This is a genomic window from Streptomyces sp. NPDC015131 (genome assembly GCF_043079975.1).
Taxonomy (GTDB): Bacteria; Actinomycetota; Actinomycetes; order Streptomycetales; family Streptomycetaceae; genus Streptomyces.
This window is the reverse complement of sequence record NZ_JBIBVB010000002.1, coordinates 1,163,511-1,176,484: the sequence shown is the minus strand read 5'-3', so window position 1 is coordinate 1,176,484 and position 12,974 is coordinate 1,163,511. Positions and strand designations below refer to the sequence as shown.

11 protein-coding genes are annotated in these 12,974 nt (G+C 72.8%); 7 read left to right on the top strand and 4 right to left on the bottom strand.

Annotation, left to right across the window (positions count from 1 at the left end; all coding sequences use genetic code 11):
- Positions 1–57: 57 nt before the first annotated feature.
- Positions 58–1,467, bottom strand: coding sequence for a tetratricopeptide repeat protein (locus ACF08D_RS10965; RefSeq protein WP_392222236.1), 1,410 nt, complete (start codon positions 1,465–1,467; stop codon positions 58–60).
- A gap of 98 nt (positions 1,468–1,565) precedes the next feature.
- Between ACF08D_RS10965 and ACF08D_RS10960 the strand changes: the two genes are divergently transcribed.
- On the top strand, positions 1,566–2,933 hold the full coding sequence (locus tag ACF08D_RS10960; RefSeq protein WP_392222235.1) for an FAD-binding oxidoreductase: 1,368 nt from the start codon (positions 1,566–1,568) through the stop codon (positions 2,931–2,933).
- Positions 2,934–3,014: 81 nt separating this feature from the next.
- Complete coding sequence (locus tag ACF08D_RS10955) at positions 3,015–3,398, top strand: VOC family protein (protein ID WP_392222234.1); 384 nt, start codon at positions 3,015–3,017, stop codon at positions 3,396–3,398.
- A gap of 8 nt (positions 3,399–3,406) precedes the next feature.
- On the opposite strand, the gene ACF08D_RS10950 is transcribed toward ACF08D_RS10955, so the two are convergent.
- Positions 3,407–3,817, bottom strand: a complete 411-nt coding sequence (locus tag ACF08D_RS10950) for an SsgA family sporulation/cell division regulator (protein WP_392222233.1) — start codon at positions 3,815–3,817, stop codon at positions 3,407–3,409.
- A 228-nt stretch (positions 3,818–4,045) separates the two neighbouring features.
- Here ACF08D_RS10950 and ACF08D_RS10945 point away from each other — a divergent pair, with 228 nt between their 5' ends.
- Both ACF08D_RS10945 and ACF08D_RS10940 read left to right on the top strand, forming a co-directional pair.
- On the top strand, positions 4,046–5,368 hold the full coding sequence (locus ACF08D_RS10945) for an RDD family protein (RefSeq protein WP_392222232.1): 1,323 nt from the start codon (positions 4,046–4,048) through the stop codon (positions 5,366–5,368).
- Between the two features lie 88 nt (positions 5,369–5,456).
- Positions 5,457–6,212, top strand: a complete 756-nt coding sequence (locus ACF08D_RS10940) for an RDD family protein (protein ID WP_392222231.1) — start codon at positions 5,457–5,459, stop codon at positions 6,210–6,212.
- On the opposite strand, the gene ACF08D_RS10935 is transcribed toward ACF08D_RS10940, so the two are convergent.
- On the bottom strand, positions 6,198–6,443 hold the full coding sequence (locus tag ACF08D_RS10935; protein ID WP_392222230.1) for a hypothetical protein: 246 nt from the start codon (positions 6,441–6,443) through the stop codon (positions 6,198–6,200). The genes ACF08D_RS10940 and ACF08D_RS10935 overlap by 15 nt on opposite strands.
- 242 nt (positions 6,444–6,685) lie before the next feature.
- On the opposite strand from ACF08D_RS10935, the gene ACF08D_RS10930 reads away from it, so the two are divergent.
- The 3 genes from ACF08D_RS10930 to ACF08D_RS10920 all read left to right on the top strand — a co-directional run bounded on the left by ACF08D_RS10930 (position 6,686) and on the right by ACF08D_RS10920 (position 12,225).
- Positions 6,686–9,094, top strand: coding sequence for an immune inhibitor A domain-containing protein (locus ACF08D_RS10930; RefSeq protein WP_392222229.1), 2,409 nt, complete (start codon positions 6,686–6,688; stop codon positions 9,092–9,094).
- A 221-nt stretch (positions 9,095–9,315) separates the two neighbouring features.
- On the top strand, positions 9,316–11,769 hold the full coding sequence (locus ACF08D_RS10925) for an immune inhibitor A domain-containing protein (RefSeq protein WP_392222228.1): 2,454 nt from the start codon (positions 9,316–9,318) through the stop codon (positions 11,767–11,769).
- 123 nt (positions 11,770–11,892) lie between these two features.
- Positions 11,893–12,225: a hypothetical protein gene (locus tag ACF08D_RS10920; protein WP_392222227.1), complete on the top strand. Its 333-nt coding sequence runs from the start codon at positions 11,893–11,895 to the stop codon at positions 12,223–12,225.
- A 49-nt stretch (positions 12,226–12,274) separates the two neighbouring features.
- Here ACF08D_RS10920 and ACF08D_RS10915 read toward each other — a convergent pair whose 3' ends face one another.
- Positions 12,275–12,862 (bottom strand): nicotinamidase, encoded by a 588-nt coding sequence (locus tag ACF08D_RS10915; RefSeq protein WP_392222226.1) that lies wholly within the window; start codon positions 12,860–12,862, stop codon positions 12,275–12,277.
- Between the last annotated feature and the right edge of the window lie 112 nt (positions 12,863–12,974).

Genomic DNA, 12,974 nt, shown 5'->3' with positions numbered 1-12,974 from the left:
GGGGCGACCCTGCACGGCCCCACCCCGGTGGTACGCCGACTGCGGGTCGTCGCGGGCTCAGCGGGACCGGGGGCGTTCCGGGTGTCGGGGGGCACTCGGGGCGTCCGCATCCGGCTCGCCGAGGGCCGTCAGCGCACGGCGCGCCCTCGGCGCCAGCAGCGGCGAGAAGTACGGGTTGATCCGCAGCGCCTCCTCGATGTGCCGCCGCGCCGGCCCGTACTCGCCCAGCTCCCGCTCGATCTGCCCCCGGTGGTACGCGAACAGCGCACTGCGCAGGCCCTGTTCCGTCGCCCGTCTGGCGTACGGCAGGGCCTCCTTCGCGTCGCCCGACCGGTACAGCGCCCAGCCGAGCGCGTCGGCGACGTGCACCGAGCGGTGGCCCTTCGCCCACTCGGCGCGCAACCGGCGCGCGGCGGACTCCGGGTCGCCGTGGTCCGCCTCGTACCGCGCCAGCACCAGCGCCGTGTTCACCCCGTGCGTGCCCGCCTCCGACACCCGCGCCCGCAGCATCGCGTACTGCGTCTGCGCGTCCCCGTCCAGGCCGAGGGACTCGTACAACTCGCCCGCCTCCAGGGCGTACTGCGGCAGCGGCTGCGCCTCCAGGGCCGCGCCGTAGTCCCGCAGCGCGTCCTCCTCGCGGCCGAGCGCCGCCAGCGCCCGCGCCCGGCCCGCCAGCGACGGGGCGTGACCGGGCACGAGCTCCAGGGCCGTCCCGTACGAGCCGAGGGCCTCCCGCGGCTCGCCCCGCTCCCAGGCGAGGTCCCCCAGCCGGGCCAGGCACGCCGCCTTCTCCGCCGGGGTCCCGGCCAGCGCCACCGCGTCGTACGCCAGCGCCGAGGCGTCCTCCCGCCAGCCCTTGTCGCGGTACACCAGGGACGCCCGGGACAGCGCGGGGCCGCCCGCCCGCAGCTTCCGCAGCCGGTCCGCGGCCCGGCCGGCCGACACGTAGTCGCCGAGCCCGCTGTACGCGTCGATCAGGACGGGGTACGTCTGCCAGCGCCGCGGCTGCTCCTTGCGCACCGCCTCGGCGTGGACGCGGGCGGTCCGGAAGTCGCCCCGGGCGTTGGCCAGGGCGGCCAGGCCGAGCCGGGCGTCGGCGTTGCCCCGGGCGGCCGGCCACACCGCGAGGGACCGCTTCAGGGCGCTCTCCGCCCGGACGTACGAGGCGGTGTCGCCGTCGCGTCCGCCCCGCTCCACGTACGCGCCGCCCAGCTCCGCCCATGCCGCGTCGTCCCGCGGGTGGGCGCGCAGCCACCGCTCGCGGTCGCCGATCAGCGCGGCCAGCTCCGGCAGGGACGCCTGCGCCCCGGCCCGTACCGCCGTCTCGGCCCGCGCGACCGGGCCCGGCGCGGGCGGCGGGGCACCGCCGCCGCCGGGACCGCCGGGGAGGCAGAGGGCGAGCGCCCCGGCCAGCACCATGGCCGCGCCCGTGCCGAGGACGATCCGCGGGACCCGTTCCGTCTTCATGCCGCCACTGTGCGCCCGGAACGGCGAGCCACCCGGTGAGGCCGGAGCCGATCCCCCGACGGGTTCACACCGATGGCCCCGGGTGCCAGGCTGGGATCATGGACGAGCTACTGACGCGTCTGCGGGCCGGTCTGCCGGCCGACGCGATCCTGACGGACCCGGACGTCACCGTGTCGTACGCCCATGACGCGGCGAGCTTCTGCGAGGCGGGCACCCCCGCCGTGGTCGTCCTGCCCGGCACGGTCGAGCAGGTTCAGCATGTGATGCGCACCGCGAGCGAGCTGCGGGTGCCGGTGGTCCCGCAGGGCGCCCGCACCGGCCTGTCCGGCGCGGCGAACGCCTCGGACGGCTGCGTGGTGCTGTCGCTGACCCGGATGGACCGCATCCTGGAGATCAGCCCGGTCGACCGGATCGCCGTGGTGGAGCCCGGCGTCGTCAACGCGGTGCTGTCACGGGCGGTCGGCGAGCACGGGCTGTACTACCCGCCGGACCCGTCGAGCTGGGAGATGTGCACCATCGGCGGGAACATCGGCACGGCCTCCGGCGGGCTGTGCTGTGTGAAGTACGGCGTCACCGCGGAGTACGTCCTGGGGTTGGACGTCGTCCTCGCCGACGGGCGGCTGCTGACCACCGGCCGCCGCACCGCCAAGGGGGTCGCCGGCTACGACCTGACGCGGCTGTTCGTCGGCTCCGAGGGCACCCTCGGCATCGTCGTACGGGCCGTGCTGGCGCTCCGGCCGAAGCCGCCGCGCCAGCTGGTGCTGGCCGCCGAGTTCCCCTCGGCCGCCGCCGCGTGCGACGCGGTGTGCGCGATCATGGAACGGGGCCACACCCCGTCTCTGCTGGAGCTGATGGACCGCACCACCGTCCGCGCGGTCAACGCGCTGGGGCGGATGGGGCTGCCCGAGTCCACCGAGGCGCTGCTGCTCGCCGCCTTCGACACCCCCGACCCGGCGGACGACCTGGCCGCCGTGGGCGGGCTGTGCACCGCCGCCGGGGCCACCCAGGTCGTGCCGGCCGAGGACGAGGCCGAGTCGGAGCTGCTGCTGAAGGCCCGCCGGATGTCGCTCACCGCCCTGGAGGCCGTCAAGTCGGCGACGATGATCGACGACGTCTGCGTCCCGCGCTCGCGGCTGGGCGCCATGATCGACGGTACGGCCGCGATCGCGGCGAAGTACCGCCTGACCATCGGCGTCTGCGCCCACGCGGGCGACGGCAACACCCACCCGGTGGTGTGCTTCGACCACCACGACGCCGACGAGTCCCGGCGCGCCCGCGAGTCCTTCGACGAGATCATGGCGCTCGGCCTGGAGCTGGGCGGCACCATCACCGGCGAACACGGGGTCGGCGTCCTGAAGAAGGAGTGGCTGGCGCGGGAACTGGGCCCGGTGGGCCTGGAGTTGCAGCGCGACATCAAGCGGGCCTTCGACCCGCTCGGCATCCTGAACCCCGGGAAGCTCTTCTGAGACCGGGGTCCTAGGACACAGGTCCGATGGTGGGAGTGGCGGGCGCGGACCTAGCGTGAAGGCACCGACGAAGGAGGAGCCGTGCCCGCACGCCTTGACCACACCATCGTCCGCAGCCGTGACCGGTTCGCCGGCGCCCGCTTCCTCGCGGAGCTGATCGGCGCTCCCGAGCCCACGCCCTTCGGCCCGTTCGCGTCGCTCCCGCTCGACGGCGGCGTCACCCTGGACTACCTCGACGACGACGCGCCCCGGATCACCTCCCAGCACCTCGCGTTCCTGGTGTCCGAGGAGGAGTTCGACGCGATCCTCGGCCGCGTCCAGGAGCGCGAACTGCCGTACTGGGCCGACCCGTACCACCGCGAGCCGCAGCGGATCAACCACCGGTACGGCGGCCGCGGGGTGTACGTGGACGACCCCGACGGCCACTCGATCGAATTCATCACGCACACGTACGTGACGGGCTGACCGCCCCATCAGGTGAGCAGCCCGGCCAGCCCGTCGTCCCAGCCGAGGCGCTCCGACTCCGAGCCGGGCGGCACCACCCGCAGCGACCGTTCCAGCCACGCCGACACCTGCGCGGCCGGGACCTCCAGCAGGGCGTCGCCGTCCGGCGAGGACAGGGCCATCAGCACCGCCGCCCGTCCGTCGAGGGTCGTCGGCCAGACCCGGACGTCGCCGTGCCCGCAGGGCCGGAAGACCCCCTCGACCAGCAGCTCGCGGGCGAAGGTCCAGTGCACGGGGTGCTCGGAGCCGACGTGGAAGGTGATGTGCACGGCGTACGGGTCGTCCGTGCGGTAGGTGAGGCGGGCGGGGACGGGGACGCCACGCTCGGGCGACAACACCAGGGTGAGTTCGAGGTCGCGTTCGACGACGGTGTGCTGCATGGGGGGTTCCCTTCTCTCCATTCCGCGCCCTGAACGGGGCCGTATGGATGAGAGGGGGTTTGCCGCCCGCCATTACGCGACTTCCGGCGGCGGAATGGGCCGCGGGTCCCCGTAACACAGGTGTGACCGGATCGTGGTCGTTGTGGACGGACCGGTCCGGGGCCGCCGCGGGGTCTGGTAGATGTGGTGCCTTGAATTGAGGACTCGAAGAGATACGGGACCACGGTGATGAGCGCCCCAACCCCGGCAACCGGCGACGGCAGCCCCACGCCTGGCTACTACCCGGATCCGTCCATCCCTGGATATATCCGGTTCTGGAACGGCGCCGCGTGGGTGCCGGGGACGAGCCGTCCCGCGCCCCGGGACGGCGAGGCGATGCCGTCCCCGCCGGCGCCCGCCGTCCCGGCCCAGGCAGCGCCCCCGGCGCGTACCCCCGCGGTGGAGGAGACCGGTCCGGTCTTCTTCGACGAGGAGGACGCGGCCGACGGCCGGCCGGAACCGGAACCGGCCACGGTCTGGCAGGCGGACGCCTCGCGGCAGACCGGTTTCGGCGGTGACCGGGACCGCAAGGTCTCCTGGGGCGCCGAGAACGGCCAGGACCCCCGCCGCCCGGCCCCCGCCGCGCCCGACCCGACGGGCGGCGCGCTGCCCGGCGTCCGGGACGTCCAGCCGCAACCGGAACCGGCCGCGCCGGCCGCGCGGGAGGGCACCGTCACCATCCGGGCGGTCACCCCGCCGAGGCGGGAGCCCGAGGCGCCGGCCGACGGCACCATGACCATCCGGGCCCTCGCCCCCGAGGCACCGCCCGCCCCGGCGCCGCAGCAGCCCGCCCCGGCCGGGCCCCAGCCCGCGCCCGCCGCCCCTGCCGCCTCGCCGCCGCCCGTCACGCACGGCCCCGGGGGCGGCGCCGCGTCCTGGGCGCAGCAGGTCCACCCGCTGGCCCGCCCCGCCGAGCCGGAGGCGGCCCGGCCCGTGCCGTCCCGGGAGCCGTCGCCCCAGCAGCCGGTGCTGCCCTGGAAGCCGCCGGTCGAGGACCCGTTCCTGGCCGCCGCGCAGGCGCAGGCCGCCGCCCGCCCGGCCGCCCTCGGCAAGCGGTTCGCCGCCCGGCTGGTCGACACCCTGCTCCTGGGCGCCGCCGTGGCCGCCGTGGCCGCGCCGCTCGTGACCCGGGCGCTCGACCACATCGACGGCAAGATCCAGCAGGCCAAGCAGTCCGGTGAGACGGTCACCGTGTGGCTGGTGGACGGCACCACCGCGACCTGCTTCGGCATCGCGCTCGCCGCGCTGCTGGTGCTGGGCGTGCTCTACGAGGCGCTGCCCACCGCCAAGTGGGGCCGCACGCTGGGCAAGAAGCTGATGGGCCTGGAGGTGCGGGACATCGAGTCCCACGAGCCCCCGTCCTTCGGCGCCGCCCTGCGCCGCTGGCTCCTCTACGGTCTCCTGGGCGTCCTGGTGGTCGGGATCGCCAACGTCCTGTGGTGCCTCTTCGACCGCCCCTGGCGCCAGTGCTGGCACGACAAGGCGGCCCACACCTTCGTCGCGGGCACCTGACCGGGCGCCCCGGGGGAGGGTGACCCGGGGACCCCCGAACAGCCCCCTTTCCGTTGCGGGGGCCCGGTGGGCGGGGTGCACTGCCCCCATGAGCAACGAACCGCCGCCGCCCGGTCAGCAGCCGCCCGAGGACGATCCGTTCCGCAAGAAGCCGCAGGACGAAGGCGCCCAGCCGCCCCCGGCGCCGCCGCCTCCGCCGCCCGGTGGCGGCGGCCCGTACGGCGGCGGCACCGGCGGCCCGTACGGCGGCGGTACCGGAGGGCCTTATGGCGGGGACGGGCCCGGCGGTCCCGGCGGGCCGTACGGATCCGGGCCCTACCCGGGCGGGCCCTATGGCGGCGGGCCCTACGGCGGGGCCGATCCGCTCGCGGGGATGCCGCCGCTGGCCGATCCGGGGCGGCGTGTCCTGGCACGGATCATCGACTGGATCATCGTCGCCATTCCGCTCGCGCTGATCGCGATCCCGTTCAACATCTACGACCGGGTGACCGACCAGGGCGACTGGGAGGACGTCTGGACGACGAGCGACGGCAACGGCTGGGTCTTCCAGCTCCTCACGATCATCGCGTACATCGGCTACGACGCCCTGATGGTGGCGAAGAACCGGGGCCAGACGCTGGGCATGCGGCTGATGGGCATGCGGGTCGCGATGCTCAACGACGGCAGCGTGCCGCCCATGAACGCCTCGCTGATCCGGTCCGTGGTGCTGTGGCTGCCCGGCCTGATCTGCTGCGCCTGCCTGTGGCCGCTGCTGCTGCTGATCCTGATCCTGGTCGACAAGCCGTACAAGCAGGGCCTGCACGACAAGGCCGCCAAGACCGTGGTGGTGTCAACGACGCAGTGAGTGCTCCCGGCGCTCGGCCGGGAAGGCCGGCCGCGCCTGGTGGTACGCCGCCCGGCGCCCGGCCCGTCCCGGCACGGTCACGGTGACCAGCACGCCGAGCGCCAGGGCGGCGACCCCGATCAGCGCGACTCCGAGCCCGGTCGTGGTGCGGGACAGCAGCAGCATGGCGACGGTCGCGAGGACGACGGTGGCCGAACCGTAGGCGAGCTGTGCGGCGGTCGGACGCGGCATGGCGGGTTCCGTCCTGGAGGCGAGGGAGCACCGGATGGGGGACGCGCGGTTCGTTCGCACTGACTTGTGACTCTACGAGTGTGGATGCCCGAGAGGAACCGGTAGTAAGCGTGACCTAACCCACGGTACCGGTGTATGGGGGGCGCATGGAATCACGGCCGGCCCGATCTGGCCGGAAGACGGCGCCCGTTGACGCGATACGCAGGGGAGGACCGTATCAAGTGACGTACGTCCGACGGGGTATGGCTGTCCTGGTCGTCCTGGCCGTCCTGGTGGTGCCGGCCGCCTGGGGCTCCGGCGCCCCGGCGTCCGCCACCACCGCGCCCGTGCACGACGACACCGCGCACGGCACCGCCCAGGGGAAGCACGACGGGCACGTCATCGACGGGCCGTACAGCGCCCGGCAGCGGCAGCAGCGGCAGGTGGCTCTGGAGCGGCTGCTGAGCGGCAGCGCGAAGGTCGAGCGGCGCGGCGGCTCCAAGGTGGTGAAGCTCGGCGACCGGAAGTACGTGGAGCTGGGCCGGGAGCGCACGGACCGGATCTTCACCATCCTGGTGGAGTTCGGCGACAAGGTGGACGACACCACGCGCCACGACCCGGACGGGCCGGGCGGCCCGAAACCCCCGGTGGTCAAGTACGGCGGTACGCCGGGGCCGCTGCACAACAGCATCCCGGAGCCGGACCGGACGCAGGACAACGCGACGGACTGGCGGCCCGACTTCGACCGGGAGCACTACCGGCGGCTGTACTTCGGCGAGGGCGACGGCGTGGAGTCGCTGAAGACGTACTACGAGCGGACGTCCTCGGGCCGGTACTCGGTGGAGGGCGAGGTCTCGGACTGGGTCAGGGTCGAGTACAACGAGGCGCGGTACGGCTCGAACTACTGCGGCGGCAACAACTGCCCCAACGTGGAGGACCTGGTCTTCGACGGGGTGGCCGCGTGGGTGGCGGGCGAGCGGGCGGCGGGGCGGAGCGACGCGCAGATCCGGGAGCGGGTGGCGCGGTTCGACGAGTGGGACCGTACGGACCACGACAACGACGGTGACTTCAACGAGCCGGACGGGTACATCGACCACTTCCAGATCGTCCACGCGGGCGAGGACGGGTCGGCGGGCGGCGGGGCGCAGGGGCCGGACGCGCTGTGGGCGCACCGGGGCTACGCGTACAGCAGGGACGACGGGGACACCGGCCCGGCGGGGTTCCGGGCGGGGGGTGTGGCCGTCGGCGACACGGGCGTGTGGGTCGGCGACTACACGATGCAGCCGGAGAACGGCGGCCTGGGCGTCTTCGCCCACGAGTACGCGCACGACCTCGGCCTGCCGGACCTGTACGACACCAACAACGCGGCGGGGGTGGAGAACTCGGTCGGCTTCTGGTCGCTGATGTCGTCGGGTTCCTGGCTGGGCACCGGCAAGCACGCGATCGGCGACCTGCCAGGGGACATGACGGCCTGGGACAAGCTCCAGCTGGGCTGGCTCAACTACGAGCGGGGGGAGGCGGCGACGGCGTCCCGGCACACGCTGGGCGTCTCGGCGTTCAACACGGACCTGCCGCAGGCGCTGGTGGTGGAGCTGCCGGAGAAGAGGGTGACCACCGCGGTGGTGAAGCCGGCCGGGGGCGCGGGGCAGTGGTGGAGCGACCACGGCGACAACCTGTCCCACACGCTGACCCGGACGGTCGACCTGCGGGGCAGGGCGCGGGCGACGCTGTCGCTGGACGGCTGGTGGGACATCGAGAAGGACTTCGACCACCTCTACACGCAGGTCTCCGCGGACGGCGGCGAGACCTGGCGGACGCTGGACGGGACGGCCGACGGGGAGGTGATCCCCCGGGACGGCGGTGACAAGCCGGCCCTGACGGGGGTGTCGGGGGCGTACCGGAAGCTGTCGTACCCGCTGGACGCGTACGCGGGGCGGCGGGTGGAGATCCGGTTCCGCTACAAGACCGACGGGGGTGTGGCCGGCAAGGGGTTCGCGGCGGACAACATCACCGTGCGGGCGGACGGGGCGATCCTGTTCCGGGACGACGCCGAGGGCGACGGGAGCGGCAGCGGGACGGGCGACGGCGGCGGGGACGGGGGCGGGTGGACGGCGCGGGGGTTCGCGCGGGTGGGGGAGTCGGTCACCGGCTCGTACCCGCAGTACTACATCGCGGAGAACCGGCAGTACGTCTCGTACGACCGGACGCTGGAGACCGGCCCGTACCACTTCGGCTTCACCGCGCCGCGGGACAACTGGGTGGAGCACTATGCCTACCGGCCGGGCCTGATGATCTGGCAGTGGGACACCTCGCAGCGCGACAACAACGTCACCGACCACCCCGGCGAGGGCCTGCTGCTGCCGGTGGACGCCCATCCGCGGCCGATGCGCTGGGCGGACGGCACGCTGATGTCCAACAAGATCACGCCGTACGACGCGGCGTTCGGCCACCGCCCCGTGCCCGGCTTCACCCTGCACAAGGCGGGTGAACCGCAGCGGATCGCGGCGCAGCCGGGCAACCCGGTCTTCGACGACCACAACGGCGTGTACTGGTACGCCGAGAACGAGTTCGGCGGGGTGCGGACCGCGGACACCGGCACCCGGATCGCCATCTCGGAGCAGCCGGCGAACGGCTCGTCGATCACGGTGGACGTGGGTCCTTCGGAGGGCTGAGGGGCGGGTGACCAGGCCGGTTCGCCGCCGGCCGGTTCGTCGTACCGCTGTTCGCAATGCGGGTTCATCTGTTCACATAGAGCACCTGCCTTGTACAAGTCAAGGTCTGTCTTTTCGCGTCATTCTCCGGTCGAATGTCGTCACTTGTGGCGCGACACCGCACGCGGATAACACATCGACCCCCCATCCGCGGTTCGCGGGCGCGGGGAGGACAAGATCAAGTGACCAGCAGACGACGGGCGTTCAGAGCGTCCGCGGTGATCGTGGCGCTGGCCGCCACCGCCGCGACGGCATCCGCCTTCACCACGGCCCAGGCCGACAACCGCCCCACCGACGGCATCGAGCGCCACGACCCGGCGCCCGGCGCGCACGACACGGGACACGGTGCCCCCGGGCACGACCACGCCGCCAAGGTCGACCACGACCTCGACGGCCCGTACAGCAGGCAGCAGGCGCAGGCGCGGGAGGCCGCGCTGGAGCAGGTGCTGGCCGGCGACCTGAAGGTGGAGCGCAGGGGTGCCTCCAAGGTCGTCAAGCTCGACGACAAGAAGTACGTCGAGCTCGGCCGGGAGAAGACCGACAAGATCTTCACCATCCTGGTCGAGTTCGGCGACAAGGTGGACAACACCACGCTCGTCGACCGTGCGGACGACGACACCCCCGAGCCGAAGCCGAAGTACGGCGGCACGCCCGGACCGCTGCACAACCGGATAGCCGAGCCGGACCGCAAGAAGGACAACTCGACGGCCTGGCAGAAGGACTACAACCAGAAGCACTTCGAGGACCTCTACTTCGGCACCGGCAAGGACAAGAAGACCGGCAAGCAGAAGCAGTCCCTGAAGACCTACTACGAGAAGACCTCGTCGGGCCGCTACTCGGTCGACGGCGCCGTCTCCGACTGGGTCAAGGTCGAGTACAACGAGGCCCGTTACGGCTCGAACTACTGCGGCAGCAGCAACTGCTCCAACGTCTGGGACGCCGTCCGCGACGGTGTCACCGCCTGGACCGCGCAGCAGAAGGCCGCCGGGAAGACCGACGCCCAGATCAAGGCGCAGCTGGCCCAGTACGACCTGTGGGACCGCTACGACTTCGACGCCGACGGCAACTTCAACGAGGCCGACGGCTACATCGACCACTTCCAGATCGTCCACGCCGGTGAGGACGAGTCCGCGGGCGGCGGCGCCCAGGGCGGCGACGCCCTGTGGGCGCACCGCTGGTACGCGTACGGCACCGACGCCGGCAAGACCGGCCCGGCGAACAACAGGTCCGGCGGCACGCAGATCGGCAACTCCGGCATCTGGGTCGGCGACTACACGATGCAGCCGGAGAACGGCGGCCTCGGCGTCTTCGCCCACGAGTACGGCCACGACCTCGGCCTGCCGGACCTGTACGACACCTCCGGCGCGGCGGGCGCGGAGAACTCCACCGGCTTCTGGTCGCTGATGTCCTCCGGCTCCTGGCTGGGCACCGGCAAGAACGAGATCGGTGACCTGCCCGGCGACATGACCTCGTGGGACAAGCTCCAGCTCGGCTGGCTGAACTACGAGAAGGCCAAGGCGGCCACCAAGTCCTCGCACACCCTGGGCGTCTCCGAGTACAACACCAAGAACCCCCAGGCGCTGGTCGTCGAGCTGCCGAAGAAGAAGGTCACCACCCCGGTCGTCAAGCCGGCCGAGGGCTCCAAGCAGTGGTGGAGCGACATGGGTGACGACCTCAAGAACACCCTCACCCGCTCCGTGGACCTCACCGGCAAGACCAAGGCCGAGCTGACCCTCGACGGCTGGTGGGACATCGAGAAGGACTACGACTACCTCTACACCGAGGTGTCGACCGACGGCGGCAAGAACTGGACGGCCCTGGCCGGCACCGCCAACGGCAAGGCCATCCCGGCCGACGCGAGCGGCGCCCCGGCGCTGACCGACGTCTCCGGCTCGTGGCAGAAGCTGGTGTACCCGCTCGACGCGTACGCCGGGAAGAAGTTCGACCTCCGCTTCCGCTACCAGACCGACGGCGGCGCGGGCGGCAAGGGCTTCACGGCCGACGCCATCACCCTGAAGGCGGACGGCGCCGCGGTCTTCTCGGACAACGCCGAGGGCGACGACAACGGCTGGACCGCGAAGGGCTTCTCCCGGATCGGCGAGGCGTTCACCAACGAGTACGAGCAGTACTACATCGCCGAGAACCGGCAGTACGTCTCGTACGACGCCACCCTCAAGGTCGGCCCGTACAACTTCGGCTTCCCGGCCCCGAAGGACTCCTGGGTGGAGCACTACCCGTACCAGACCGGCCTGCTGGTCTGGCAGTGGGACACCTCCCAGAAGGACAACAACACCGCCACCCACCCGGGCAAGGGCCTGATCCTTCCGGTCGACGCCCACCCGACGCCCACCCACTGGGCGGACGGCACCCTGATGCGCAACCGCATCCAGGCGTACGACTCGCCGTTCAGCCTCTACCGCACCACCGGCATCACGCTGCACAAGGCGGGCGTCCCGTCGAAGATCCACTCGCAGCGCGGTGTGGCGGCCTTCGACGACCGCAAGGGCACCTACTGGTACGAGTCGAACCCGCGCGCCGGTGTCCAGGTAACTGACACCAACACCAAGATCTCGATCGTCAAGCAGCCGAAGAACGGCCAGACGATCACGGTCCAGGTCGGCCCGTCGACGAAGTAAACCTCGTCGTCGCAGGTCAGAGCATGATCGGCCGTCGCCCACTAGCGGGCGGCGGCCGATTCTGTTTAGGTGCGTGGTGGCCCGTTCTTATTGACACACCATCTCACGGGGGAGTGGTCCAGCATGCCCGGTGGAGGTTTCACCAAGTTGCCCGGCGGCAAGGTCGTGGTCGCCCTCAGCCTGCCCAGCCCGGTGGGCGACGGCTCCACGGTCCGCGTCCTGGTGCACGCCGCCAACCGCGCCCGCGCCCTGACCAGGCTGCGGAACCTCGGGCTGCGCGCCGTCTACCTGCGGGGCAACCTCCACCCGCCCACCCCGGACGAGGTCACCGCCGTGCTCCACCACCCCGACGGCCTGCTGTGGCGGACCGTCCCGGAGTGCCGCACCGAGCTGTGGCACCCCATCCGCGCCCTGCTGCCCCAGTCCCGCGCCTGGGACGCCCCCCGGGCCTCGTAGCGCGGCTCCCGGTCCTCCCGGTACGGCCCGGGGGCCCGGGCGGGCCGGGTCAGACCACCGGCTTGCCGGTCAGCTCGACGCCCGCCGCGCGCAGCTCCGCCAGCGCCCGCTCGGTGGTCTCCTCCGCCACGCCCGCCGTCAGGTCCAGCAGCACCTGGGTGCGGAAGCCCTCCCGGGCCGCGTCCAGGGCCGTGGCCCGTACGCAGTGGTCGGTGGCGATGCCCACCACGTCCACCTCGGTGACCCCGCGCTCCCGCAGCCACCGGGCCAGCGGGACGTCGTTCTCGTCGGTGCCCTCGAAGCCGCTGTACGCCGCCGCGTAGGCGCCCTTGTCGAACACCGCCTCGATCGCGCCGGACGCGACCGCCGGGGCGAAGTTCGGGTGGAAGCCCACCCCCTCCGTACCGGCCACGCAGTGCCGGGGCCAGGAGTCCACGAAGTCCGGCCGGTCCGAGAAGTGGTCGCCCGGGTCGATGTGGTGGTCCCGGGTGGCCACCACGTGCCGGTAGACGGCCCCGGCCGCCTCGCCGACCAGGTCCGTGATGGCGGCGGCGACGTCCGCGCCCCCCGTCACCGCGAGGCTGCCGCCCTCGCAGAAGTCGTTCTGTACGTCGACGACGATCAGTGCGCGGTGCATGACGGGTGTCCTTCGTGGGTGGGGGAGCGGTTCGGTGGGCCGTGCTGCGGGTGCCTGGCCGTGCTGCGGCTGCCGGGGACGGTTTCGAGCCTAGAGATTCCCGGGGCCCGGC